Source organism: Dyella sp. 2RAB6 (assembly GCF_052115385.1).
Taxonomy (GTDB): domain Bacteria; phylum Pseudomonadota; class Gammaproteobacteria; order Xanthomonadales; family Rhodanobacteraceae; genus Dyella_D.
The window spans coordinates 351,275-376,953 of record NZ_JBFRGP010000003.1; the positions used below are offsets into that span (position 1 = coordinate 351,275).

Annotated in this window: 22 protein-coding genes; 16 read left to right on the top strand and 6 right to left on the bottom strand. The window is 67.9% G+C overall.

Annotation, left to right across the window (positions count from 1 at the left end):
• Positions 1-36 precede the first annotated feature (36 nt).
• From rsmH to lpxC, 14 genes are all read left to right on the top strand, one after another.
• Positions 37-963, top strand: coding sequence for a 16S rRNA (cytosine(1402)-N(4))-methyltransferase RsmH (rsmH, locus tag AB4083_RS07465; protein WP_441607136.1), 927 nt, complete (start codon positions 37-39; stop codon positions 961-963).
• On the top strand, positions 960-1,232 hold the full coding sequence (gene ftsL, locus AB4083_RS07470) for a cell division protein FtsL (RefSeq protein ID WP_441607137.1): 273 nt from the start codon (positions 960-962) through the stop codon (positions 1,230-1,232). Before rsmH ends, ftsL begins: the two co-directional genes overlap by 4 nt.
• Positions 1,229-3,046: a peptidoglycan D,D-transpeptidase FtsI family protein gene (locus AB4083_RS07475; RefSeq protein ID WP_441607138.1), complete on the top strand. Its 1,818-nt coding sequence runs from the start codon at positions 1,229-1,231 to the stop codon at positions 3,044-3,046. Before ftsL ends, AB4083_RS07475 begins: the two co-directional genes overlap by 4 nt.
• On the top strand, positions 3,043-4,515 hold the full coding sequence (locus AB4083_RS07480) for a UDP-N-acetylmuramoyl-L-alanyl-D-glutamate--2,6-diaminopimelate ligase (RefSeq protein WP_441607139.1): 1,473 nt from the start codon (positions 3,043-3,045) through the stop codon (positions 4,513-4,515). Before AB4083_RS07475 ends, AB4083_RS07480 begins: the two co-directional genes overlap by 4 nt.
• The gene (locus AB4083_RS07485; protein ID WP_441607140.1) at positions 4,512-5,879 is read left to right on the top strand and encodes a UDP-N-acetylmuramoyl-tripeptide--D-alanyl-D-alanine ligase; all 1,368 of its coding nucleotides are present in this window, start codon (positions 4,512-4,514) and stop codon (positions 5,877-5,879) included. The genes AB4083_RS07480 and AB4083_RS07485 overlap by 4 nt, the downstream gene beginning before the upstream one ends.
• Positions 5,869-7,080 carry a phospho-N-acetylmuramoyl-pentapeptide-transferase gene (mraY, locus tag AB4083_RS07490; protein ID WP_441607142.1) on the top strand — a complete coding sequence of 404 codons (1,212 nt, stop codon included), beginning with the start codon at positions 5,869-5,871 and terminating at the stop codon, positions 7,078-7,080. Before AB4083_RS07485 ends, mraY begins: the two co-directional genes overlap by 11 nt.
• A complete protein-coding gene (ftsW, locus tag AB4083_RS07495) occupies positions 7,080-8,309 on the top strand; it encodes a putative lipid II flippase FtsW (RefSeq protein WP_441607143.1) in 1,230 nt (409 codons plus the stop codon). The genes mraY and ftsW overlap by 1 nt, the downstream gene beginning before the upstream one ends.
• Positions 8,306-9,382, top strand: a complete 1,077-nt coding sequence (murG, locus tag AB4083_RS07500; protein ID WP_441607144.1) for an undecaprenyldiphospho-muramoylpentapeptide beta-N-acetylglucosaminyltransferase — start codon at positions 8,306-8,308, stop codon at positions 9,380-9,382. The genes ftsW and murG overlap by 4 nt, the downstream gene beginning before the upstream one ends.
• A complete protein-coding gene (gene murC / locus AB4083_RS07505) occupies positions 9,379-10,818 on the top strand; it encodes a UDP-N-acetylmuramate--L-alanine ligase (RefSeq protein ID WP_441607145.1) in 1,440 nt (479 codons plus the stop codon). The genes murG and murC overlap by 4 nt, the downstream gene beginning before the upstream one ends.
• Positions 10,815-11,786, top strand: a complete 972-nt coding sequence (locus tag AB4083_RS07510; protein WP_441607146.1) for a D-alanine--D-alanine ligase — start codon at positions 10,815-10,817, stop codon at positions 11,784-11,786. The genes murC and AB4083_RS07510 overlap by 4 nt, the downstream gene beginning before the upstream one ends.
• Complete coding sequence (locus AB4083_RS07515) at positions 11,783-12,526, top strand: cell division protein FtsQ/DivIB (RefSeq protein ID WP_441607147.1); 744 nt, start codon at positions 11,783-11,785, stop codon at positions 12,524-12,526. The genes AB4083_RS07510 and AB4083_RS07515 overlap by 4 nt, the downstream gene beginning before the upstream one ends.
• The gene (gene ftsA / locus AB4083_RS07520; protein WP_441607148.1) at positions 12,523-13,755 is read left to right on the top strand and encodes a cell division protein FtsA; all 1,233 of its coding nucleotides are present in this window, start codon (positions 12,523-12,525) and stop codon (positions 13,753-13,755) included. The genes AB4083_RS07515 and ftsA overlap by 4 nt, the downstream gene beginning before the upstream one ends.
• A 129-nt stretch (positions 13,756-13,884) precedes the next feature.
• Positions 13,885-15,063: a cell division protein FtsZ gene (gene ftsZ / locus AB4083_RS07525; protein WP_441607149.1), complete on the top strand. Its 1,179-nt coding sequence runs from the start codon at positions 13,885-13,887 to the stop codon at positions 15,061-15,063.
• 457 nt (positions 15,064-15,520) lie between these two features.
• Positions 15,521-16,435 carry a UDP-3-O-acyl-N-acetylglucosamine deacetylase gene (lpxC, locus tag AB4083_RS07530; protein ID WP_441607150.1) on the top strand — a complete coding sequence of 305 codons (915 nt, stop codon included), beginning with the start codon at positions 15,521-15,523 and terminating at the stop codon, positions 16,433-16,435.
• 238 nt (positions 16,436-16,673) lie between these two features.
• Here the strand turns inward: lpxC and AB4083_RS07535 are convergent, their stop codons facing one another.
• A complete protein-coding gene (locus AB4083_RS07535) occupies positions 16,674-17,153 on the bottom strand; it encodes a DciA family protein (protein ID WP_441607151.1) in 480 nt (159 codons plus the stop codon).
• Positions 17,154-17,182: 29 nt separating this feature from the next.
• On the opposite strand from AB4083_RS07535, the gene AB4083_RS07540 reads away from it, so the two are divergent.
• On the top strand, positions 17,183-18,112 hold the full coding sequence (locus tag AB4083_RS07540; protein WP_441607152.1) for a peptidoglycan DD-metalloendopeptidase family protein: 930 nt from the start codon (positions 17,183-17,185) through the stop codon (positions 18,110-18,112).
• A gap of 252 nt (positions 18,113-18,364) precedes the next feature.
• The gene (gene secA / locus AB4083_RS07545; RefSeq protein ID WP_441607153.1) at positions 18,365-21,097 is read left to right on the top strand and encodes a preprotein translocase subunit SecA; all 2,733 of its coding nucleotides are present in this window, start codon (positions 18,365-18,367) and stop codon (positions 21,095-21,097) included.
• Between the two features lie 73 nt (positions 21,098-21,170).
• Here the strand turns inward: secA and AB4083_RS07550 are convergent, their stop codons facing one another.
• From AB4083_RS07550 to AB4083_RS07570, 5 genes are all read right to left on the bottom strand, one after another.
• Positions 21,171-22,019 carry a symmetrical bis(5'-nucleosyl)-tetraphosphatase gene (locus AB4083_RS07550; protein WP_441607154.1) on the bottom strand — a complete coding sequence of 283 codons (849 nt, stop codon included), beginning with the start codon at positions 22,017-22,019 and terminating at the stop codon, positions 21,171-21,173.
• A complete protein-coding gene (gene apaG, locus AB4083_RS07555) occupies positions 22,019-22,402 on the bottom strand; it encodes a Co2+/Mg2+ efflux protein ApaG (protein ID WP_441607155.1) in 384 nt (127 codons plus the stop codon). The genes AB4083_RS07550 and apaG overlap by 1 nt, the downstream gene beginning before the upstream one ends.
• 94 nt (positions 22,403-22,496) lie before the next feature.
• Positions 22,497-23,285, bottom strand: a complete 789-nt coding sequence (gene rsmA / locus AB4083_RS07560) for a 16S rRNA (adenine(1518)-N(6)/adenine(1519)-N(6))-dimethyltransferase RsmA (protein WP_441607156.1) — start codon at positions 23,283-23,285, stop codon at positions 22,497-22,499.
• Between the two features lie 19 nt (positions 23,286-23,304).
• The gene (gene pdxA / locus AB4083_RS07565; protein ID WP_441607157.1) at positions 23,305-24,303 is read right to left on the bottom strand and encodes a 4-hydroxythreonine-4-phosphate dehydrogenase PdxA; all 999 of its coding nucleotides are present in this window, start codon (positions 24,301-24,303) and stop codon (positions 23,305-23,307) included.
• 8 nt (positions 24,304-24,311) lie between these two features.
• Positions 24,312-25,646 (bottom strand): peptidylprolyl isomerase, encoded by a 1,335-nt coding sequence (locus tag AB4083_RS07570; RefSeq protein WP_441607158.1) that lies wholly within the window; start codon positions 25,644-25,646, stop codon positions 24,312-24,314.
• Positions 25,647-25,679: the final 33 nt, after the last annotated feature.

The window sequence follows — 25,679 nt, forward strand, 5'->3', positions numbered from 1 at the left end:
GTAGCGCAGTACTTGGGACGGGAGCGGGAGTGCGGCATGGCCGAGCAAGTATTGCGGCACATCCCGGTGATGCTGGGTGAAGCAGTGGAGGGTCTCGCCGTGCAGGCTGGCGGGCGTTATCTGGATGGCACGTTCGGACGCGGCGGTCACGCCCGCGCCGTGCTGTCGCGCCTGGGTCCCGACGGCCGCCTGCTGCTGATGGACCGCGATCCGACCGCGATCGCCACCGCCCAGGCCGAATTCGCCGGCGACCCGCGCGTGTCGATCCGCCACGCCAATTTCTCCAGCCTGGCCGAATGGGACCAAACCGCCGCCGGCCTCGACGGCGTGCTGCTGGACCTGGGCGTGTCCTCGCCGCAGCTGGACGAAGCCGCCCGCGGTTTCAGCTTCATGGCCGACGCGCCGCTGGACATGCGCATGGACCCCACCCAGGGCGAAAGCGCCGCCGATTTCCTGGCCCGCGCCGACGAGCGCGAGATCGCCGACGTGCTGTGGGTCTACGGCGAGGAGCGCTTCAGCCGCAAGATCGCCCGCGCCATCGTGCAGGACCGCGCCGAGCACCCGCTGGCCCGCACCAGCGAACTGGCTGGGTTGATCGAGCGCGTGATCGGCCGCCGCGAGCCAGGCAAGCATCCGGCCACGCGCAGCTTCCAGGCGCTGCGCATCCGGGTGAACGGCGAGCTGGATTCGCTCAAGCACGGGCTGGAAGCGGCGCTGGAGCGCCTGAACGTGGGCGGCCGCCTGTCCATCATCAGCTTCCACTCGCTGGAAGACCGCGCCGTCAAACTGTTCATCCGCGACCACTCCGGCCGCGTGCAGGGCAGCCGCCGCGGTCCGCCCATCGCCGCCGCGCCCGCGCGGCTGGCCGCCGTGGGCAAGGCGCAGTTCCCGTCCGAGGCCGAGCTGGCCGCCAATCCGCGCTCCCGCTCGGCGGTGCTGCGCGTGGCGGAGAAACTCGGTTGAAGATCCTCGGCACCATCTTCCTGCTGCTCCTGCTCGGCGCCACGCTGGCCAGCGCGGTGGGCGTGGTGTGGACGCGCCACGAGAGCCGCACGCTGTTCGTCGAGCTCAGCCGCCTGCAGAACCAGCGCGACGACCTCAATATCGAATACGGCAAGCTGGAACTGGAGCAGGCCACCTGGGCCGAGCCGCGCCGGGTGGACAGCGAGGCGCGCCAGAAGCTCGGCATGCTCAATCCCAAGCCGCAGGACATCCAGCTGGTGCGCCGATGAACATGCGCCCCCGCTTCCCGACCCAGCCCACCGCCCGCCGCCGCCAACATGGTCCCAGTCCCCGCCGCCGCATGATCGTAGTGGTGGCGGTGCTGTCGCTGGCCTCGCTCGGCCTGGTCGCGCGCGCGTTCGACCTGCAGGTGGTGCGCAAGGAGTTCTACCAGAGCCAGGGCGACGCACGCTTCCTGCGCGAGGTGCCGATCGCGGTGTCGCGCGGCACCGTGTTCGACCGCAACGGCGAGCCGCTGGCGGTGTCGACGCCGGTGATGTCGATCTGGGCCAACCCGTCCGAAGTGCTGGAAAGCGAAGACCGCCTGCCGCAGCTGGCCAAGGCGATCGGCATGGACGTGGGTGAGCTCAAGCAGTACCTGATGCAGCGCTCCGAGCGCGAGTTCGTCTACCTGCGCCGCCAGATGCGCCCGGACGCGGCGCAGGCCGTGCTGGACTTAGGGATTCCCGGCGTCAACGGCCAGCGCGAGTACCGCCGCTACTACCCCTCGGGCGAGGTCACCTCGCACATCCTGGGCTTCACCAATATCGACGACCACGGCCAGGAAGGCCTGGAGCTGGCCTTCGACGACTGGCTGGCCGGCAAGCCGGGCGCCAAGCGCGTGATCCGCGACCGCATGGGCCACATCGTGGAGGACGTGGAACAGGTGCGCGCGCCGCAGCCGGGCCGCAACCTCACGCTGAGCATCGACCGCCGCATCCAGTTCCTCGCCTACAACGAGCTGAAGACCACGCTGGAGCAGTCGCAGGCCGATTCCGGCTCGATGGTGATCATCGACATCCCCACCGGGGAGGTGCTGGCGATGGTCAACCTGCCGACCTACAACCCCAACGCCCTGCGTAGCAGCACGCCGTCGCAGCGGCGCAACCGTTCGATGACCGACGTGGTGGAACCTGGTTCCACCATCAAGCCGGTGGTCATGGCCGCGGCACTGTCCAGCGGCAAATACACGCCGAACGGCCCGCTGGTCGACACCGGCAACGGTCATTTCTATTACATGACCCATGACATCCGCGACACGCATGCCTACGGCATGTTGTCGCCCACCGGCGTGATCCAGAAATCCAGCAACATCGGCGCGGCCAAGATCGCGATGACGCTGGATACCGGCCTGCTCTACGACACCTACCGCGCCTTCGGCCTCGGCAGCAGCACCAACAGCGGCTTCCCTGGCGAGGCTTCCGGTTATCTGAAGGTGGGCCGCGACTGGCGTCCGCTGGAAAAAGCGATCATGGCCTACGGTTATGGCCTGAACGTCACCGCGCTGCAGCTGGCCAATGTCTACGCCACCATCGGCGACGGTGGGTTGATGCACGAGCCCTCGTTCGTGAAGGGCACCGCCGGCGAGACCAAGCAGATCATCGCGCCGGAAATCGCGCACAAGCTGGTGACCATGCTGGAGTCCACCACCCAGCCGGGCGGCACCGCCGCGCCGTATGCGTGGATCGCCAACTACGCGGTGGCGGGCAAGACCGGCACCGCGCACAAGGCGCAGGCCGGCGGCTACTCCAAGAACAACTACAGCGCCGCCTTCGCCGGCATCGTCCCGGCGACCAACCCGCGCCTGGCCGCGGTGGTGGTGATCGACGATCCGAAGAAGGGCAGCTACTACGGCGGCCTGGTCTCCGCGCCGGTGTTCGCCAAGGTGATGGACGGCGCGCTGCGCCTGCTGGACGTACCGCCGGACAATATCGGGCGCTGGTACGTCGGCGGTCCGCTGCAAGGCAATAACGGACTGGTCGGCAGCAAGCCGCCGGATGCGCCGGTGGTCGACGACGCGCCGGTCGAGGAAGCGACCCCATGAGCCGGCGCCTCGATCAACTGTTGCACGGTATCGCCGACACGCAGGGTGCCGGCGATATCGTCGTTTCGGGGCTGGCGCTCGACTCGCGCCGCGTGCGCGCGGGCGAGGCCTTTTTCGCGCTGCGCGGCACCCGCGGCCACGGCATCGAATTCGCCGCCGGCGCCGTCGCGCAAGGCGCGCGCGTGGTGCTGGCCGAAGCGCCGATGACGGCGGCGCCTTCGCTGGGCGTGCCGGTGATCTGGATCGAGCGCCTGCATGCGCAGGTGGGCGAAATCGCCGCGCGCTTCTACGGTCGCCCGTCGGAAGCGCTGCACGTGGTCGGCGTCACCGGCACCAACGGCAAGACCTCCACCGTGCAATTGATCGCGCAGGCGCTGCATCACCTGGGCCATCGCCCGGCCAGCATCGGCACGCTCGGCGCCGGCCTGCACGGCCAGGTCGAGGAGGGCGAGCGCACCACGCCCGACGCCATCCACGTGCAGGCGCTGCTGGCCTCGTTCCGCGCCGAAGGCGCGACGCACGTGGCGATGGAAGTGTCCTCGCATGCGCTGGAGCAGGGGCGCGTCGGCGCGGTGACGTTCGGCACCGCGGTGTTCACCAACCTCACCCGCGACCATCTCGATTACCACGGCAGCATGCAGGCCTACGGCGCCGCCAAGGCCAAGCTGTTCGCCTGGCCGACGCTGACCCACGCGGTGATCAACGTCGACGACGCGTTCGGCCGCGAACTGTTGGGCCGCACGCCCGCGCCGGTGCGCAAGCTGCGCGTGAGCGCGGCGGGCGACCTGGCCTCCGACGTGCGCGCGAGCAATATCCTCACCTCGGCCGAAGGCCTGCGCTTCGACCTGCATACGCCGTGGGGCTCGCGCCCGCTGCAGACGCATCTGATCGGCCGCTTCAACGTCGACAACCTGCTCGCCGTGGTGGCGGTGCTGGGCGCGCTGGGCGAGTCGTTCGAGCACATCGTCGAGGCGGTGTCCGCATTGCATCCGGTCAACGGCCGCATGAGCCGCCTCGGTGGCCACCACGGCCTGCCGCTGGTGGTGGTCGACTATGCGCACACGCCCGACGCATTGGAGCAATCGCTGCACGCCGTGCGCGCGCATTGCGAAGGCCGGCTGATCTGCGTGTTCGGCTGCGGCGGCGAGCGCGACGCCGGCAAGCGCCCGTTGATGGGCGCGATCGCTGAGCGCCTCGCTGACGTAGCGATCATCACCGACGACAACCCGCGCGGCGAAGACGGCGACGCCATCGTGGCGCAGATCGTGGCGGGTCTGCTGCGCCCGGCCGAAGCGCAGGTGCAACGCAACCGCGCGCTGGCCATCACCGAGGCCTTGCAGCAGGCCAGGACCGGCGACGTGGTGCTGATCGCCGGCAAGGGCCACGAAACCTATCAGGAAGGCGCGCACGGCAAGCGCCCGTTCGACGATCTTGCAGTCGCTCGTGCTGCATTGGAGTTGCACGCATGATGCGTTTGTCCGCCATCGCCCTGTGGACCCGCGGGCACCTGCACGGTGCCGACGTGGAAGTCCTGGGCGTGGGCATCGATACCCGCAAGCTGCGCGCGGGCGACCTGTTCGTCGCAGTCAAGGGCGAGCGCGTGGACGGCCACGACTTCCTGGCGCAGGCCGCTGCCGCCGGTGCGATCGCGGCGCTGGTCGAGCGCCGCGTCGATGCGCCGATCGCGCAGGTCGTGGTGAACGACACGCAGCTGGCGCTGGGCGACCTGGCCAGCGCGGTGCGCGCGCAGAGCAATGTGCGCGTGGTCGGCATCACCGGTTCCAACGGCAAGACCACGGTGAAGACGCTGACCGCCTCGATCCTGTCGCGCCATGGCCGCACTCATGTCAACGCCGGCAACTACAACAACGAGCTGGGCCTGCCGCTGACCCTGCTGGCGATGCCGCAGGACACCGAGTACGCCGTGCTGGAAATGGGCGCCGGCAAGCCGGGCGACATTGCCTATCTGGCGGCGATCGCGCGGCCGGATATCGGCCTGGTCAACACGGTGGCGCCGGCGCATCTGGAACGCATGGGCAGCGTCGAAGGCGTGGCCGAGACCAAGGGCGCGCTATACCAGGCGCTGCCGGCGGATGGCGTGGCGGTGATCAATGCCGACGATGCCTTCGCCAAGTTCTTCGAAGGGCTGGCAATGGGTCGCCGCCAGCTGCGTTTCGGGCTGGATCATCCGGCGGACGTGCTCGCACAAGTCATCGAACAGCGCGTGGACGGTTCGCGCTTCGTGCTTGCCACGCCGGTTGGCGATGCCGAAGTGAAGCTGCCGCTGGCCGGCCGCCACAACATCGCCAATGCACTGGCCGCGGCATCGCTGGCGCTGGCGCTGGAGGTGCCGCTGGCCACCATCGTGGCAGGGCTGGAGCAGGTGCCCGGCGTGGCCGGCCGCCTGAAGCTCGAGCGCATGCCGGGCGGCTGGACCCTGATCGACGACAGCTACAACGCCAACCCGGGTTCGGTGGGCGCTGCGATCGACACGCTGGCCCTCGCCGACGGCGAGCGCTGGCTGGTGCTCGGCGACATGGCCGAACTCGGCCCGGAAGCGAAAGCCCTGCACGCAGGCATCGGCACCCGCGCTCGCGAGCGCGGCATCCAGCGGCTGTTCGCGGTCGGCCCGCTCGGCGCCGCCACCGTGGCCGCGTTCGGCGCCAACGGCGAACACCATGCGGACCAGGCCGCGCTGATCGCCTCGCTCAAGCAACACCTACACGGCGGTGTCACCTGTCTGGTCAAGGGCTCGCGTTCGGCGGGCATGGAACAGGTGGTGGCCGCGCTTCGCAACGATCGATCGAAGGAGGGCGCATCCGATGCTGCTTGAACTCGCAGACTGGATGGCCCGCCACTTCACGGCGCTGCATCTGTTCCAGTACATCACCTTCCGCACCATCATGGCCTCGCTCACCGCGCTGGCGATGTCGCTGCTGTTCGGCCCCGCGCTGATCCGCAAGCTGGCCGCGCTGAAGGCGGGGCAGGTGGTGCGCAAGGACGGTCCGCAGACCCATCTGGCCAAGGCCGGCACGCCGACCATGGGCGGCGTGATGATCCTGCTGGCGGTGGCCATCGCCACCTTGCTGTGGGCCGACCTGCATAACCGCTATGTATGGGTGGTGCTGGCGGTGCTGATCAGCTTCGGCGTGATCGGCTTCTACGACGACTACAAGAAGCTGGTGCTGAAGGACAGCCGCGGCTTGGCCTCGCGCTGGAAGTATTTCTGGCAATCGGTGTTCGGCCTGATCGCCGCGCTGTTCCTGTACTTCACCGCGCCGACCACGCCGCCGCCGTGCGTGCGCCCGGCGGTGCCGGCGGTGGTGCAGCACGTGGAGACCACCGCCACCGCGCTGGACAGCCGCCTCACCCTCGAGCCGCCGGCCAACGCCGCGCCGGCATGCATGAAGGAAGTGGCCGAGACCGCGCTGTTCGTGCCGCTGTTCAAGCAGGTGGCGGTGCCGCTGGGCCTGTTCTTCGTGGTGCTGACCTATTTCATGATCGTGGGCTTCTCCAATGCGGTGAACCTCACCGACGGATTGGATGGCCTGGCGATCATGCCCACCGTGCTGGTGTCCGGCGCGCTAGGCGTGTTCGCCTACCTGGCCGGCAATCGCCTGTTCTCCGAGTACCTGGGGATACCCTCGATTCCCGGCGCCGGCGAGCTGGCGATCATCTGCGGCGCGCTGTCCGGTGCGGGCCTGGGCTTCCTGTGGTTCAACACCTATCCCGCCCAGGTGTTCATGGGTGACGTCGGCGCGCTGGCGATCGGCGCGGCGCTGGCCGCGATCGCGGTGATCGTGCGCCAGGAAATCGTGCTGCTGATCATGGGCGGCGTGTTCGTGATGGAGACCGTGTCGGTGATGCTGCAGGTGGCGAGCTTCAAGCTCACCGGCAAGCGCATTTTTCGCATGGCGCCGATCCATCATCACTTCGAACTGAAAGGCTGGCCCGAGCCGCGGGTGATCGTGCGCTTCTGGATCATCAGCGTCGTGCTGGTGCTGATCGGCCTCGCCACGTTGAAGGTGCGCTGATGCTATTCGACGCCACCCAGGCCAAACGCCGGCAAGGTCCGCAGGGCAGCTTCGATCTGCCGCTGCTGATCGCGCTCGTCGGCCTGGCCTGCGTCGGGCTGGTGATGATCACCTCCAGCTCGATCGCGGTGGCCGACAGCCAGCACCTGGGCGCGTTTTATTTCCTCAAGAAGCATCTGATGTTCCTGGGCCTGGGCATGGTGCTGGCCGGCGTGGCCATGCGCACCGAGCTGAAGGTGCTGGAGAAGAACGGCTTCCTGTTGCTGCTGCTGGCCTTCATCCTGCTGCTGGCGGTGTTCCTGCCGTTCCTCGGCATGCGCCTCAACGGCGCGCGGCGCTGGCTCAACCTGATCGTCACCAGCTTCCAGCCGGTGGAGGCGGTGAAGCTGATCCTGGTGGTGTACGTCGCCAGTTATCTGGTGCGCCATCGCGAGAGCGTGGAAACGCGCTTCCTCGGCCTGCTCAAGCCGATCGTGGTGGCGGGCGTGATGGTGCTGCTGCTGCTGGCGCAGCCGGACTTCGGCTCGGCCACCCTGGTGATCGCGGTGACCATCGCGATGGTGTGGCTGGGTGGCGCGCGGCCGATCTTCCTGTTCGGCATGGGCCTGCCGCTGATGCCGCTGCTGGCGATCGCGGCGACCAGCGAAAGCTATCGCATGAAGCGCCTCACCTCGTTCATGGACCCGTGGAAGGATCCGTTCAACGACGGCTTCCAGCTGACCCAGTCGCTGATGGCGATCGGCCGCGGCGAATGGACCGGCGTGGGCCTGGGTTCGAGCGTGCTGAAACTCTCCTACCTGCCGGAAGCGCATACCGACTTCATCTTCGCGGTGATCTCCGAGGAACTGGGCCTGGCCGGCATCCTGACCGTGATGAGCCTGTTCGCGCTCACCGTCGGCCGCGGGCTGTACCTGGGCCTGAAGGGCGTGGAGCTGGGCCAGCGTTTCGCCGGCTACGTGGCATTCGGCATCTCGCTGATGATCGGCCTGCAGACCATGGTGTCGATCGGGGTGAACCTCGGCGCGCTGCCGACCAAGGGCCTGACCCTGCCGCTGATCAGCTACGGCGGTTCGTCGATGGTGCTGACCTGCGCCATGGCCGGCGTGCTGCTGCGTGCGACCTATGAGATCAACCGCGCGATCGACGCGCGCCAGATGGCCACGCGCATGCCGGCCACCGCAGTGGCCGACGCGAATACGGCCACGGCGCGCGAGGCGGTGAACGCATGAGCGCAGCCAACGCACCCGTGCTGATCATGGCCGGCGGCACCGGCGGCCACATCTTCCCCGGCCTGGCCGTGGCCGAGACGCTGCGCGCGCAGGGCGTGCCGGTGGTGTGGCTGGGCGCGGACGGCGGCATGGAAACCAAGGTGGTGCCGGCGCACGGCGTGCCGCTGCGCACGGTGCCGGTCGGCGGGCTGCGCGGCAAGGGTTTCAAGACCCGCGTGCTGGCGCCGCTGATGCTGGCGCGCGCGCTGCTCGCCTCGTTGCGCGTAGTCGGTTCGGTGCGGCCGCGCAGCGTGCTGTCGATGGGCGGCTACGTGGCCGGCCCCGGCGGCATCGCGGCGTGGCTGCTGCGCAAGCCGCTGCTGGTGCACGAACAGAACGGCGTGGCCGGCTTCACCAACCGGAAGCTCGCAGCGCATGCGGTGCGCGTGCTGGTGGGTTTCAACGACACGCTGCCGGGCGCCGAGTGGGTGGGCAATCCGGTGCGCTCCACCATCGCCGCGCTGCCGGCACCCGCCGTGCGCATGGCCGGACGCACCGGCAAGTCACGCCTGCTGGTGCTCGGCGGCAGCCTGGGTGCGCGCGCCTTGAACCTCGCGCTGCCGCAGGCGCTGGCGCAGCTGACGCTCGAACAGCGCCCGGACGTGCTGCACCAGTGCGGCAACCGCGGTGCCGACGAAGCGCGCGAGGCCTACGCCAAGGCCGGCGTCGACGCGCAGATCGTGCCCTTCATCGAAGACATGGCCGGCGCCTACGCCTGGGCCGACCTGGCCGTGTGCCGCGCCGGCGCCCTGACCGTGGCCGAACTCACCGCCGCCGGCCTCGGCGCGGTGCTCGTGCCTTTCCCTCATGCGGTGGATGACCACCAGACCCGCAACGCCGAGGCCCTGGTGGCCGCCGGTGCGGCCGACGTCGTACAGGAACGAGATTTGGACGTACAGCAGTTTGCCCAGCGCCTGGATGCGCTGTTGAACGATCGCACGCGCACGCTGGCCATGGCCGACGCCGCACGTTCCCTGGCCAAGCCCGACGCCGCGGCGGCGATCGCGCGCGCCTGCCTGGAGGTGCGCGCATGACGCCGCGCCGCCTGCTGGCCCACGAAGACCTGATGACCACCTTCCGCCGCGTGCATTTCATCGGCATCGGCGGCGTGGGCATGAGCGGCATCGCCGAGGTGCTGCACAACCTGGGTTATGCGGTGTCCGGTTCCGACCGCGCCAACTCGCCGACCGCGCAGCGCCTGGCCGACCTCGGCATCGTGGTGCACGTCGGCCATGCCGCCGAGCACATCGGCGACGCCGACGTGGTGGTCACCTCCAGCGCGATCCGCCAGGACAATCCGGAATTGCTTGCTGCCCGCGCGGCACGCATCCCGCTGGTGCCGCGTGCAGAGATGCTGGGCGAGCTGATGCGCTTCCGCCGCGGCGTGGCGATTGCCGGCACGCATGGCAAGACCACCACCACCAGCCTCACCGCCAGCGTGCTGGCCGAGGCCAACTACGACCCGACCTTCGTGATCGGCGGCCAGCTCAATGCGGCCGGCGCGAATGCGCGCCTGGGCACCGGCCAGTACATCGTGGCGGAGGCCGACGAGTCGGACGGCTCGTTCCTGATGCTGTCGCCGGTGGTGGCGGCGATCACCAATATCGACGCCGATCACCTGGAGAACTACCAGGGCGACTTCGCCCTGGTGAAGAAGGCGTTCGACGATTTCCTGCACCGCCTGCCGTTCTATGGCCTGGCCGTGCTGTGCGTGGACGATCCGGAAGTGGCCGCGCTGGCCAAGCGCACCACGCGCCGCGTAATGACTTACGGCATCGACTCGGCCGATGCCGACGTGCGCGCCAGCAACCTGACCCAGCACGGCTTCGAGATGCACTTCGACCTGTGGCTGCCGGGCCGCAACGAGGCATTGCGCGTCCAGCTCAACCTGCCGGGCCGCCACAACGTGCTCAACGCCTTGGCCGCCGCCACCATCGGCTGGCAGCTCGGCGTGGAAGCCGAATCGATCGCGCGCGCGCTGCAGCAGTTCGAAGGTGTGGGCCGGCGCTTCCATCGCCGGGGCGAGATCGCGCTCGATCAGGGCTCGGTGCTGCTGGTCGACGACTACGGCCACCATCCGCGCGAACTGGCCGCGGTGTTCGACGCCGTGCGCGGCGGCTGGCCGGAGCGCCGCCTGGTCGCGGCCTTCCAGCCGCACCGCTACAGCCGTACGCGCGACCTGCTGGACGACTTCGCCAATGTGCTGAGCGACGTCGACGTGCTGGTGCTCACCGACGTGTACCCGGCTGGCGAGGCGCCGATCGCCGGCGCCGACGGCCGCGCGCTGGCCCGTGCGGTGCGTGCGCGCGGCAAGGTCGATCCGGTGCTGGTCGAGCATCCGCGCGAATTGAAGGAAGCCCTGCCGGCGCTGCTGCGCGACGGCGACCTGTTGCTGCTGCTCGGCGCCGGCGATATCGGCGCGGCGGCGGTGGAGCTGGCCACGGCCGGCAACCTGAGGAGCAAGAAGTGAGCGCGCCGAAGAAGGACGAGCTGAAGAAAATTGCTGACCCCGCACAGTTCGGCCGCGTCGCCGTGGTGATGGGCGGCAGCTCGGCCGAGCGCGAGGTCTCGCTCAATTCCGGCGACGGCGTGCTGAAGGCGCTGCGCGCGCGTGGCGTCGACGCCGAAGCGATCGACGGCATCCCCGCGCTGCTCGATGCGGTGCGCGCCGGCCACTTCGCGCGCGTGTTCAACATCCTGCACGGCGGCGGTGGCGAGAACGGCGAGCTGCAGGGCGCGCTGCAGTCGCTGCGCGTTCCGTTCACCGGTTCCGGCGTGCTCGGCTCGGCGCTGTCGCTGGACAAGATCCGCGCCAAGCTGGTGTGGCAGGCGCTGGGCCTGCCGACGCCGCGCTTCAAGGCGCTGCCGCGCGGCGCCGACGTGCACGCCGCGGCGCGCGAGATCGGTTTCCCGCTGATCGTGAAGCCGGCCTGGGAAGGCTCCAGCGTGGGCGTCACCCGCGTGTTCGACGAGAAGGACCTGGATGCCGCGGTGGAATTGGCCCAGCGCTATCCCGGCGACATGCTGATGGAAACGCTGATCGAAGGCGGCCCGCTCGAAGGTGGCGAGTTCACCGTCGGCATCCTCGGCCGCGAGGTGCTGCCGACCATCAAGATCGTGCCCAAGGGCGAGTACTACGACTACAACGCCAAGTACATCGCCGAGGACACCCAATACATCTGCCCCGGCCTCGACGGCGAAGCCGAGCGCGAGATGCAGGCGCTGGCCCTGCGCGCGTTCGACGCGCTGGCCTGCGGCGGCTGGGGCCGGGTCGACGTGATGCGCGACCGCCACGGCCGCAACTGGCTGCTGGAGGTGAATACCGCCCCCGGCATGACCTCGCACTCGCTGGTGCCCAAGGCGGCCAAGGTGGTCGGCATCGACTACGAGACGCTGTGCTGGCGCGTGCTGGAAACGAGCTTCCGGGAGGGCGTGTGAGGGGAGCTATCCGCCTCGTTGCCTGGTGTCTGGCCATTGCGCTGGTGGTGCTGCCGATCGTCGGCGTGCTGCGCGGATGGTTTGCGGCCAATCGCTGGCCGGTGACCCAGTTGACGGTGCAGGCCGAGTTCAAGCACGTGAGCGCGGACGCCATCCGCGCCACCGTGCTGCCGCGCCTGGGCAAGGGCTTCTTCGCGCTGGACCTGGACGCGGTGCAGAAGGCCGTGGCCGCGCTGCCGTGGGTGGAATCGGTGGAGGCGCGCAAGCGCTGGCCGGACACCCTGATCCTGCGCATCTACGAGCGCCAGCCGTTTGCGCGCTGGAACGACAAGCAGCTGATCAGCCGCCAGGGCCTGGTGTTCGACGCGCCCGGCGCCGACGGCTTCGACAGCCTGCCGCAGCTGCGCGGCCCCGACGCGCGCCTGGCCGAGGTGGTGAGTTTCTACGCCGAGACGCAGAAGGCGTTCGGCAGCACGCATCTGAAGATCAGCGGCGTGTCGCTGACCGAACGCGGCAGCTGGAGCCTCAGCACCTCCAGCGGCGCGCAGATCGTGCTCGGTGATCGCGACCAGGCCGGCCGCCGGCTGCGCCGCTTCCTCGACGTCTACCCCCAATTGATGGCGAACCGCCCGGACGGTTTCGCCTATGCCGATCTTCGCTATACCAACGGATTCGCCGTGCGATGGCCGCAAGCGCAAGCACCGGAAGCCGTCACTACCAAAGGCACGCCCCGCACATGAAAACCCGCAACGACAAGCAACTGGTCGTCGGCCTCGACATCGGCACCTCCAAGGTGGTGGCGATCGTGGGCGAGTACGAACCGGGCGAGCCGATCGAAGTGATCGGCATCGGCACGCATGTGTCGCGCGGACTCAAGCGCGGCTCGGTGGTGGACATCGAATCCACCGTGCACTCGATCCAGCGCGCGGTGGAAGAGGCCGAGTTGATGGCCGGCTGCGATATCCGCTCGGTCTACGCCTCGATCTCCGGCAGCCACCTGGAAACCAAGAACTCGCACGGCACCGCCGCGATCCGCGACCGCGAAGTGACCCCCGGCGACCTGGAGCAGGTGCTGGAGGCCGCCACCGCGGTGGCGATCCCGGCCGACCGCAAGGTTCTTTATAAGGAGTCGCAGGAGTACCGCATCGACGGCCAGGACGGCATCCGCTCGCCGGTGGGCATGAGCGGCGTGCGCCTGGAGGCGAGCGTGCACCTGGTCACCGGCGCGGCCGCGGCGGTGCAGAACATCAGCAAGTGCATCCAGCGCTGCGGCCTGAGCGTGGACGAGCTGGTGCCGTCCTCGGTGGCCAGCGCCAAGTCGGTGCTGACCGACGACGAGCGCGAGCTGGGCGTGTGCCTGGTCGACATCGGCGCCGGCACCACCGACATCGCCATCTATACGCAGGGCTCGATCCGCTACACCAAGTCGCTGCCGGTGGGTGGCGACCAGGTCACCAACGACATCGCCTACGGCGTGCACACGCCGACCGCGCATGCCGAGGAGATCAAGATCAAGTACGCCTGCGCGCTGGCGCAGCTGGCGCACGCCGAGGAAACCATCCAGGTGCCCAGCGTGGGCGACCGCCCGCCGCGCCGGCTGGCCCGCCAGTCGCTCGCGCAGAGCGTGCAGGCGCGCTACGAGGAAATCTTCGAGATGGTGCAGGACGAGCTGCGCCGCTCCGGCTACGAAAGCCTGGTGGCGGCCGGCGTGGTGCTGACCGGCGGCGCCTCGCGCATGGAAGGCGCGCTGGAGCTGGCCGAGGAGATCTTCCACAAGATGGTGCGCATCGGCGTGCCGCAGCACGTGAGCGGCCTGGGCGAAGTGGTCACCAACCCGCTGCATTCCACCGGCGTGGGCCTGCTGCTGCATGGCGCGCGCGCCGGCGGCATGCGCGCGGGCAGTGCCTCGGGCGGCAGCGTGGGCGGGCTGGTGGAGCGGCTGCGCGGCTGGCTGGCAAAGAATTTCTGATGTTCCAGTTTTTTTGGCGGCGCAGGACGCGCAGCCACGGGCGACGGGAAGTTGCCCACCACTCGAGGGACCGCAAGGAGCGGAACCCGCGGGTTACAACGACAACGAAAGCACTACGGAGGACGGGAAATGTTTGAACTGGTCGAAAAACTCGCACCTAACGCGATCATCAAGGTCATTGGCGTCGGCGGTGGCGGCGGCAATGCTGTAGCCCACATGCTGGGCGCCAACATCGAGGGCGTGGAATTCGTCGTGGCGAACACCGATTCGCAGGCGATGAAGAGCTGCGGTTCGCGTACCCACCTGCAGCTCGGCGCCAATGTCACCAAGGGCCTGGGCGCAGGCGCCAACCCGGAAGTGGGCCGTCAGGCCGCCCTGGAAGACCGCGAGCGCATCGAGGAAATGCTCGAAGGCGCGGACATGGTCTTCATCACCGCCGGCATGGGCGGCGGCACCGGCACCGGTGCGGCACCCGTGGTGGCCCAGCTGGCCAAGGAAAAGGGCATCCTGACCGTGGCCGTGGTCACCAAGCCGTTCCCCTTCGAAGGCCGCCGCCGCATGCAGGTGGCGATGAAGGGCATCGAGGACCTGTCGCAGCACGTCGACTCGCTGATCACCGTGCCGAACGAGAAGCTGCTGTCGGTGCTCGGCCGTGAAGTCACCCTGTTGAACGCCTTCAAGGCCGCCAACGACGTGCTGCTGGGCGCGGTGCAGGGCATCGCCGACCTGATCACGGCCCCGGGCCTGATCAACGTCGACTTCGCCGACGTGCGCACCGTGATGTCCGAGATGGGCATGGCGATGATGGGCTCGGGCACCGCTCGCGGCGACGACCGCGCGCAGGCCGCCGCCGAGGCCGCCATCAACAACCCGCTGCTGGAAGACGTCAACCTCAACGGCGCCTGCGGCATCCTGGTCAACGTCACGGCCGGTCCGAACCTGACCATGCGCGAGTTCGACGAGATCGGCCGGGTGATCCACGACTTCGCCAGCGAAGACGCCACCGTGGTGATCGGCACCTCGCTCGATCCGGAAATGCAGGATGACGTCCGCGTCACCGTGGTGGCCACCGGCCTGAACCGCGTTGCCGCCGTGCGCCAGCCGCAGCGCCAGGCAGTGACCCAGCAGGTGGAGATGCGCCAGCGGCCGCGTCCGGTCGTGCTGCGCACCGGCACCGGCAACGAAGTAGTGGACTACGCCCAGCCCGACGTGGTGGCCAGCCGTGGCGACGCTGCCCCGGCCAAAGGCGCCGATCCGAGCTTCGACTACCTGGACATCCCGGCCTTCCTGCGCCGCCAGGCGGATTGAGTTCGGTAGATAGAAAAAAAATGTTCAAAAAGGAGTGAACAAACGTCAGATTGACTTGTCAGTCACATTACGTGCCTTGCGGCTGCTGCAAAGTTTGCCGCTTGTGCGTTCTCCCGCCCCAGGCGGGGGAGTGTGCTGACGCCAGTCCGTTTGCTCCTGGAGGAACATGACAGGACTGTGCGTCCGGGATGACGCACGACTTGACCGGGGTATTTCCGCCCGGCCCGGTCCGACGCCCGCCACCGGATTTCCCGTCCCGGTGCGGGCGTCGTGTCGATCCTAACTAGCTGACGGAATTGAGGTATTTCGCCGTCTGGTGCGCCTTCTGCTGTTCACAAGGATGAAACTGGCATGAAAGCGTGAACAGACTGTACGGGCCGGTTTGCTATTTTCAGTGGTTAAGACTGTGTTAGCATCCGTCCCCTGTTGGCTGCTGCCCCTTGCAGGTACCAAAAAAATGATCAAGCAGCGTACGCTCAAGAACATCATCCGGGCCACCGGCGTCGGTCTGCATACCGGCGACAAGGTCTACATGACGCTCCGCCCCGCCGCACCGAACACCGGCATCGTGTTCCGCCGCACGGATCTCAATCCGCCGGTGGACATCGCCGCCCGTCCCGACAATGTCGGCGACACGCGCCTGTCGACCACCCTGGTCAACGGCGACGTGCGCGTCTCCACCGTGGAGCATCTGCTCTCGGCGATGGCCGGCCTCGGCATCGACAACGCTTACGTCGACCTGTCTGCACCGGAAGTGCCGATCATGGACGGCAGCGCCGGTCCCTTCGTATTCCTGCTGCAGTCGGCCGGCATCGAAGAACAGAACGTCGCCAAGCGCTTCATCCGCATCAAGAAGCCGATCAGGGTGCAGGACGGCGACAAGTGGGCCACTTTTGAGCCGTTCGAAGGCTTCAAGGTCGGCTTCTCGATCGAGTTCAACCACCCGATCATCAGCAAGCGCACGTCGAAGGCGGAGATCGATTTCTCCACCACCTCGTTCGTGAAGGAAGTGAGCCGCGCGCGCACCTTCGGCTTCATGCGCGATATCGAGATGCTGCGCGAACACAACCTGGCGCTCGGCGGCTCGATGGACAACGCCGTGGTGCTGGACGACTACCGCGTGCTCAACGAAGATGGCCTCCGCTACGAGGACGAATTCGTCAAGCACAAGATCCTGGACGCCATCGGCGACCTGTATCTGCTGGGCCACAGCCTGATCGGCGCCTACTACGCGCACAAGTCCGGCCATGAGCTCAACAACAAGCTGCTGCGCACGCTGATGGCCGACGCCACCGCGTGGGAAGAGGTCGTCTATCAGGACGATCCCGCTACGGCCCCGATCTCCTACGCGCACCCCGCCCAGGCGATCTGAAGCCCTCGCCTCCGCGCGAAGCTGAACAAACTGAACGGCCGCGTCTCCAGGGACGCGGCCGTTTGTTTTGTGATATACCTCGCCTCTTGGTCCTGGCACGACTCACGTATTGAGGATGTCAACGTCTTACGTGACCGTGGAGCCATGCTATAAACCCGCCACTGCCGATCGGGCATGCGGGCGACCTGGCCGCTGGCGATAGCAGGATGAATGGTCTGGACAGGGGGGCGAGTCGAACTCAGCCGCCCGGTTTGCGGGAATCAGCAGTTTCGGCGATGGACGCCAGCTCGAGGAACAGACGCTGCAATTCGGGGTCTGTTAGCGAGACCGCCGCGGCCTTCAAATGGTCTGCGGCAGCGGGCGAAAGCGGTTTTGACCGATCCGGCAAGGTTTCAGCCGGTGGTAGGGGGGCCACTTTCACGGTGAGGTATCCGGCGCGCACGCCAATGGCATGCGCGGCAGCGAGGATTTGCGTCTGCATAAGACGAAGCCTCGAGGCCAGCGCCGGCGAAGGAGCCAGGAATACAAGACGGCCGTCGCGCAGGTTGGCGAATCTCACCTGCTCGCGGAGCGGTGACGGCAGCGTCTGGCGCAGTGCACGATCCAACGCCTCCAGCTCACTGGCCTTGCGAGCCAGCTTGGCGAAGGGGCCACATTCGGTAAGGGATTTCGGTCCTGAGCCGGTGCGGCGGGAAGCGTAGGGAACGTCGCGCTGCATGGGTGCCGACATCTTCGACGTGGAAAAACATGCAAATCATACTCGTGTCACGCACCAAGCGGGTGCCGAAAACCTTCGATCTGGCCGACCGGCGCTTGCGCTATCGGCTGGTGGCAACGGCAGTCGCAGCGGTGCTGGCCTGCGCGGCGCTGGGCGCCACGGTGGCCTTGGCGGTAGCTAGTCCGCGTGATCGCGCACTGGCGGAAATCAGCCAGCTGCATCAGCAGGTGTCGAAGCAGAACGTGCAGCTCGGCGACGTCCGCAAGGACGCACAACGCGATATCGATGCGCTCGCCGCCAAGCTCGGCCAATTGCAGGCCCAGTCCACCCGCCTGAATGCCCTGGGCGAGCGCCTGGCGCAGGTCGGCAAACTCGACAGCACCGAATTCAACTTCGACGAACAGCCCCCCGTCGGCGGCGTCGAAGACGTCAACGACAGCGCCTATGCCTTGCCGCAGGCGCTGGACAGCGGCATCGACCAGCTCGCCAACCGCTTCGACAGCCAGCAGGCGCAGCTCTACGCCCTGCAGAGCCTGCTGCTCGACGCCAAGATCGAATCCAATCTCAAGCCCACCGGCATGCCGGTCGAAGGCTACATTTCCTCCTATTTCGGTGGCCGCCCCGATCCGTTCAGCGGGCACGCGGCGTACCACACGGGCCTGGACATCTCCGCGCCCACCGGCACGCCGGTACACGCGGTGGCCGAAGGCATGGTCACGTTCGCCGGGCTGCGCAGCGGCTATGGCGACGTGATCGAGATCGATCATGGCAACGGCTACATGACCCGCTACGCCCACAACAGCTCGCTGATCGTGCGTCCGGGCCAGCGCGTGCACGTGGGCGACGTGATCGCCAAGGCCGGCTCCACCGGCCGCTCCACCGGCTCGCACGTGCATTTCGAGGTCTGGTACAAGGGCAACGTGGTCAATCCGCTCGCCTACGTGCGCAATCATCGCTGAAGCCGCGCCGGTTCGAGGCCTCGCTGTGCCGAGGCCTCTTGAAACGCTCCCTCGGAGCCGCCAGACATGGCACCGGGAAGGATGACGGGGTCTGCCGCAAAAGGTTGCGGCCACTGCGGGCCACCGGCTGGGGAGAACACCCCGGCCCGGCTTTCGTTTGGGATCGCCCGGCGACCCTAGTATCATCAATCCTTTCGTCCCGCCCGTTGTCATGCGGTGGGCGTTTACGACTCACGCAGATCCGGAAGATCGATGCTCAATCGCGCCCTGACCAGCCTTTTCGGTAGCCGCAACGAACGCGTGCTGCGGCAGCTTTCCAAGTCTGTCGCCCGCATCAATGCGTTCGAGCCCGAGTTCGAAAATTTCAGCGAAGCCCAGCTGCGCGCGAAGACCGACGAGTTCAAGCAGCGCCTCGCCGGCGGCGAGCCGCTGGACAAGCTGCTGCCCGAAGCCTTCGCCGTGGTGCGCGAAGGCGCCAAGCGCGTGCTCGGCATGCGCCACTACGACGTGCAGATGATCGGCGGCATGGTGCTGCATTCGGGCCGCATCGCCGAAATGCGCACCGGCGAGGGCAAGACCCTGGTCGGCACCCTGCCGGTGTACCTCAACGCGCTGGAAGGCAAGGGCGTGCACGTGGTCACCGTGAACGACTACCTGGCCCGCCGCGACTCGGCCCAGATGGGCAAGCTGTACAACTTCCTCGGCCTGACCGTGGGCGTGGTGTGGCCGGGCATGAACCACGCCGACAAGGGCGAGGCCTACGCCGCCGACATCACCTACGGCACCAACAACGAGTTCGGCTTCGACTACCTGCGCGACAACATGGCCTCCAGCAAGGACCAGCGCTACCAGCGCGGCCTGCACTACGCCATCGTCGACGAGGTGGACTCGATCCTGATCGACGAAGCGCGCACCCCGCTGATCATCTCCGGCCCCGCCGAGGATTCGCCGCAGCTGTATCTCGCGGTGAACAAGATCGTGCCGAAGATGATCCGCCAGGAGAAGGAAGACTCCGCGGGCGATTACTTCGTCGACGAGAAGCAGAAGCAGGTGCACCTGTCCGAAGAGGGCATGTCGCACGCCGAAGAACTGCTGCAGCGCGCCGGCGTGATCGAAAGCGAAACCGGCCTGTACGATTCCAAGAACCTCGCCGTGGTGCACCACCTCAACGCGGCGCTGCGCGCCAACGCCATCTATCACCGCGACGTGGACTACATCGTCCGCGACGGCGAAGTAGTGATCGTCGACGAATTCACCGGCCGCACGCTGCCGGGCCGCCGCTGGTCGGACGGCCTGCACCAGGCGGTGGAAGCGAAGGAAGGCGTGCAGATCCAGCGCGAGAACCAGACGCTGGCGACGATCACCTTCCAGAACCTGTTCCGCATGTACAAGAAGCTGGCCGGCATGACCGGTACGGCCGACACCGAAGCGTACGAGTTCCAGCAGATCTACGGCCTGGAAGTGGTGGTGATCCCCACCCACAAGCCGATGATCCGCAAGGACAACGCCGACATGGTCTTCCTCGGCCAGCAGGCCAAGTACGACGCCGTGGTCGAGGACATCACCGATTGCCACAAGCGCGGCCAGCCGGTGCTGGTGGGCACCACCTCGATCGAGGTGTCGGAGCTGCTGTCCAAGCTGCTCAGCAAGGCCAAGATCCCGCACGAAGTGCTCAACGCCAAGCAGCACGAGCGCGAGGCGCACATCGTGGCCCAGGCCGGCGCGCCGGGTTCGGTGACGATCGCCACCAACATGGCCGGCCGCGGTACCGACATCGTGCTGGGCGGCAGCCTGGAAGCGGCCGTGGCCACGCTGCCGGAGACCGCCACCGACGTCGATCGCGGCAAGATCAAGATCGAGTGGAAGAGGAAGCACGAGCAGGTGCTGGAAGCCGGCGGCCTGCACATCGTCGGCACCGAGCGCCACGAATCCCGCCGCATCGACAACCAGCTGCGCGGCCGTTCGGGCCGCCAGGGCGACCCGGGCTCCTCGCGCTTCTACCTGTCGCTGGAGGACAACCTCCTGCGCATCTTCGCCGGCGACTGGGTCGGCCGCTGGATGCGCATGTTCGGCATGAAGGAAAACGAGGCGCTGGAAGACCGCATGGTCAGCCGCCAGATCGAAAAGGCGCAGCGCAAGGTCGAGCAGCACAACTTCGACATCCGCAAGCACCTGCTCGAATTCGACGACGTCGCCAACGACCAGCGCAAGGTGATCTACGCGCAGCGCGACGAACTGCTGGAAACCGACAGCATCGCCGAGACCATCGCCGACATCCGCGACGACGTGGTCACGGGCCTGGTGCGCCGCTTCGTGCCGGCCGACAGCATCGACGACCAGTGGGACATCCCCGCGCTGGACCGCGAGCTGGAAAGCGAGTTCGGCCTGTCGGTCGACGTGAAGCACTGGGTCGAGAAGCAGAACGACATGGATGCCGGCATGATCCTCGAGCACGTGCGCGAGGCGGTCGAGAACCTGTTCAAGACCAAGGAAGAGCAGATCGGCACCGACACCATGCGCCAGCTCGAAAAGCACATCATGCTCAGCGTGCTGGACAACGCCTGGAAGGAACACCTGGCCAGCATGGATTACCTGCGCCAGGGCATCTATCTGCGCGGCTACGCGCAGAAGCAGCCCAAGCAGGAGTTCAAGCGCGAGTCGTTCGAGCTGTTCTCCAGCATGCTCGACCGCATCAAGACCGAAGTCATCCAGATGCTCGCGCGCATCCGCATCCGCAGCGAGGACGAAGTCACCGCGATGGAAGCCGAGCAGCAGCGCATGGCCGAGCGCCTGTCGCGGCAGATGCAGGCCACCGGCGGCGGCGCGCCGACCGCGGCGCTGGGCGCCGATCCGGAAGCCGTGGCCGCGGGTGCCCTCAGCGCGGCGGTGGCCGCGGGTAACGAAGGTCCCAAGGTCGGCCGCAACGATGCATGCCCCTGCGGCTCGGGCAAGAAGTTCAAGCATTGCCATGGCCAGTTGAACTGAGCCTGCCCGGCATCGAACGAAAAAGGCGGCCCATGGCCGCCTTTTTCGTTGGAGCCGCCTTGCGCCGCGCAGCTCAGTCCTCGCCCGGCATCCGCTTGCGATGGGGTTCGGCATCCACGGTGATGTACTGCGGCTCTTCGCTGTCCAGGCGCAGTGCGGTGAGCTTGCCGCCCCACACGCAACCGGTGTCGATGGCGTAGATGCCCAGCCCCGCGAAACGCCCCAGCGCGGACCAGTGCCCGCATACGATGCGCGACTCGCGGCGTTTCATGCCCGGCACCTCGAACCACGGATACATGCCCGGCTTCTGCGTGCCGGGGATGTCCTTGCTTTCGAAGTCGATGCGGCCGTGGATGTCGCAGTAGCGCATCCGTGTGAAGGTGTTGATCGAGGCGCGCATGCGCTCGATGCCCTGCAGCCGGCTCGACCATCCCGCCGGCCGGTTGCCGAACAGGTTCTTCAGGATGCGCCCGTGGCGCGGGCTCGACAGTTCGCGCTCCACCTCCTGGGCGCAGCGCAGTGCCTGCCGCAGCGTCCAGATCGGTGCGAGGCCGGCGTGCACCATGGTCCAGCCCAGCGCCTCGTCGTGATGCATCAGCTTCTGCGAGCGCATCCACTCGAACAGCACCGGCGCATCGTCCGCGAACAGCACCTCGCGCAGTTCCGGATTGACCTTGGACTGCGCTTCCGGCCGCCGCTGCGCGATGGCCAGCAGGCTCAGGTCGTGGTTGCCGAGGGTGAGCACCACCTGCTCGCGCAGGCCGTGGATCAGGCGCAGCGTGTCCAGCGACTGGCCGCCGCGGTTGACCAGGTCGCCGCAGAACCACAGGCGGTCCGCCGCCGGATCGAAGCGCAGCTTGTCGAGCAGGCGTTGCAGTTCGGGGAGGCAGCCCTGTACGTCGCCGATCGCATACGTAGCCATCAGTGCAGCGTACGCGGAATGGACAGGGTGAAGGGCGCGATCGGGGCCTCGAAATGGGTGCCGTCGTCGGCCAGCATCTGGTAGCTGCCCTCCATGATGCCCACCGCGGTCTCCAGCACGGCGCCGGAGGTGTACTCGTAGTCGTCGCCGGGACGCATCCACGGCTGCTCGCCGACCACGCCTTCGCCGCGCACTTCTTCCACCTTGCCGTTGGCATCCGTGATCACCCAGTGGCGGGCGATCAGGCGCGCCGGCATGTCGCCGGCGTTATGCAGCGTGATGGTGTAGGCGAACACATAGCGGTTGTCGCCGGGCTTGGATTGATCGGGGACGAAGCGTGTTTCGACCTGCACGTCGATCGTGTAGGAGGCTTTCTCGGTCATGACCGGATTGTAAGGCTTGCCGACACGCATGGAGCAAGCCTGAACGCGTGCGCCTGAACCGCGCTTGCCCGCCGCCGCTGGCATCGGCAGGTTGTCACACCGCGGTTGGCACCTTGGCCAGGCGGACGAAGTCCAGCGGCGCGAGGGTTTCGGCGCGCGCCTTCGGGTCGATGCCGGCCGCTTCGATCGCGGCCGCGTCCATCAGCTGGCGCACGGCATTGCCGAGGGTCTTGCGCCGCTGTGCGAAGGCCGCCTTGACGATGGCGTATACGCGCTGCGGATCGCCGTCGTGGCGCTGTTCCGGCGGCAGCGGCACCAGCCGCACCACGGCCGAATCCACCTTCGGCGGCGGACGGAACGCGCCGGGCGGCACGGTGAACAGCGGCTCGACCCGGCAGGCCAGCTGCAGCATCACGGATAGACGTCCATATACCTTGCTGCCGGGTTCGGCGGCCATGCGGTCCACCACTTCCTTCTGCAGCATGAAGTGCATGTCCTGGATCGCCTCGGCGTGATCCACGCAGTGGAACAGGATCGGGCTGGAGATGTAGTAGGGCAGGTTGCCGGCGATGCGCAGGCGCTCGGCGCCGAGTTCGCGCGCCAGCGCGGTGAAATCCACCTTCAGCACGTCGGAGTGAACGATGCGCAGCGTGCCCACTGCATCCGCGCGCGCCTGCAGGCCGGGAATCAGGTCGGTATCGAGTTCGATCGCGGTGAGCTTGCCGGCCGCGGCCAGCAGGGGCAGGGTCAGCGCGCCTTCGCCGGGGCCGATCTCCACCACCACGTCCTCGGGCTTGGGCGCGATCGAGCTGACGATGCGCTCGATGTAGCGCTTCTCGTGGAGGAAGTGTTGGCCGAAGCTTTTCTTGGGACGGGCGTTCATGGCATTCCGGAAAGCGGGCTCAGCCGCGTGCGGCGCGGCGGGCAGATAGCTCGAGCGCCATGCGGGCGGCGGCGATCAGGCTGGATGGATCGGCGCGGCCGCTGCCGGCCAGGTCCAGCGCCGTGCCGTGGTCCACCGAGGTGCGGATAAAGGGCAGGCCGAGCGTGAGATTGACGGTGCGGTCGAAGGCTTCGCTCTTGAGCACCGGCAGCGCCTGGTCGTGATACATCGCCAGCACCGCGTCGTAGCCGGCGCGCTGCGCGGGCACGAAAGCCGTGTCGGCAGGCAGCGGGCCGAGCAGCTGCAGGCCTTCGGCGCGCAGCGTCTCCATCACGGGCGCGATGGTGTCGATCTCCTCGCGCCCCAGATGCCCGCCTTCGCCGGCATGCGGATTCAGGCCCAGCACCGCGATGCGCGGCGCGGCGAAGCCGAACTTGTCGCGCAGCTCCGCATGCACGATGCGCAGCGTGCGGGCCAGGCTGTCCGCGGTGATCGCGGCGGGGACGGCGGCCAGCGGCAGGTGCGTGGTGGCCAGCGCCACGCGCAGCTCCGGGCTGGCCAGCATCATCACCACGTCGCTGCGGCTGCGCTCGGCGAAGAATTCGGTGTGGCCGCTGAAACGGATGCCGGCGTCGTTGATCGAGGCCTTCTGCAGCGGCGCGGTGACCACGGCGTCGTAGCGGCCGCTCATGCAGCCGTCCGCGGCCTCGGCCAGGGTGGTGAGCACGTGCGTGGCGTTGCGCGGATCGGGCTGGCCCGGGCGCTCTTCGGCGGCCAACGGGATATGCCGCACGCGCAGCGTGCCGGCCTGGCGCGCGGCGAGCGGGGCGCCGTCGTCGTCGATCAGTTCGATGTGGCTGCCGCAGCGGCGCGCGGCGCGCTCGAGCAGGCCGCGGTCGGTGACCGCAATGAAATTGGCCGCCAGCGGAGTGGCGGCCAATCGGATCAGCAGTTCGGGGCCGATACCCGCCGGTTCGCCAGCGGTGACGGCGAGCCGGGGGAGCGCGACCGCGTTCAAGGCATCCCTCAGGAAGACTTGCCCGGCGCGGGGTCGCGCAGTTCCGGCACCAGGATGTTGACGTAGGCGTTGGAACGCATCTCGCGCAGGTAGTCCTCGTAGGCCTGCTCGGCCTTGCGGTTGCCGATGGCCTGGCGGGCCTGGTCGCGCGCGATCTGGTCGGTGAGATCGCTCTGGCGCACGCCCAGGCGCTGCATGATGTGCCAGCCGGCTTCGCTCTGGAACGGCTTGGAGACCTCGTTGTCCTTCAGGTCGCCGATCTGCTGGGCGATCGTGGTGCCCCAGGCCTGCTGCGGGAACCAGCCCATGTCGCCGCCGTTGTTGGCGGTGGTGTTGTCCTTGGACTCGTCCTTGGCCAGCTTGGCGAAGTCCTCGTGCTTGTTGGTGATGCGGTTGTACAGGTCCTCGGCCTTCTGGCGGGCCTGCTCCGGCGTCACGATCTCGCTGGGCTTGATCAGGATCTGGCGGGCGTGGAATTCCGGCACCACCTGGCGGGTCGGCGCGCGCTGTTCCATCAGCTTGATGATGTGGAAGCCGGTCGGGCCGCGCAGGGCCGCGCTGACGTCGCCCACCTTCATGCCGGCGACGGCATCGGCGAAGGCCGGCGGCACTTCGTCCATGCGGCGCCAGCCGAGGTCGCCGCCTTCGAGCGCATCTTGCGCGTCGGAGAAGCGGATCGCCGCGGCCTTGAAATCCATGCCGCCCTGAACCGCCTTGATGGCTTCCTCGGCTTTCTTCTGCGCGGTCGCGATCGCTGCCGCGTCGCCGCCGGAAGGCACGCCGATCTGGATGTGCGCAAGGTGGATCTCGCCGGCCTTGTAGGTCGGGCTGGCCAGCAGGTTGTTGATCTCGCTGTCGGTGACGTTGACCGAATCGCGCACCACGCTCTCGTGCAGGCGCTGGGCGATCAGCTGCTCGCGCAGCTGCTGGCGGAACGCGGCGAAGCTGGAGCCTTCCTGTTCCACCGCGGCGCGCAGCTGGTCGGCGGACATCTTGTTCTGCTGGGCCACGGCGCCCACGGCCTGGTCGACGTCGGCGTCGGAGACGCGGATGCCCTGGTCGTCGGCCTTCTGCACCTGCAGCTTCATCAGCACCAGGCGGTCCAGCACCTGGCGCTGCAGCACGTCCAGCGGCGGCAGCTGGCCCGGCTGGCTGGCGTACTGCTGCTGCACCGAGCGCACGGCGTCATTGAGTTCGCTCTGCAGGATCACGCCCTCGTCCACCACCGCCACGATGCGGTCCAGCGGCTGATTGCCCTGGGTCCCCGGCAGCAGCTGGGCGTGGGCGGGAACGACGGCCGCGGTGGCGACCGCGAGCAGGAACAACGCGAGAGGCTGTTTCATTACGTTTGGGACCTTCAATCGCCTCTGGCGACC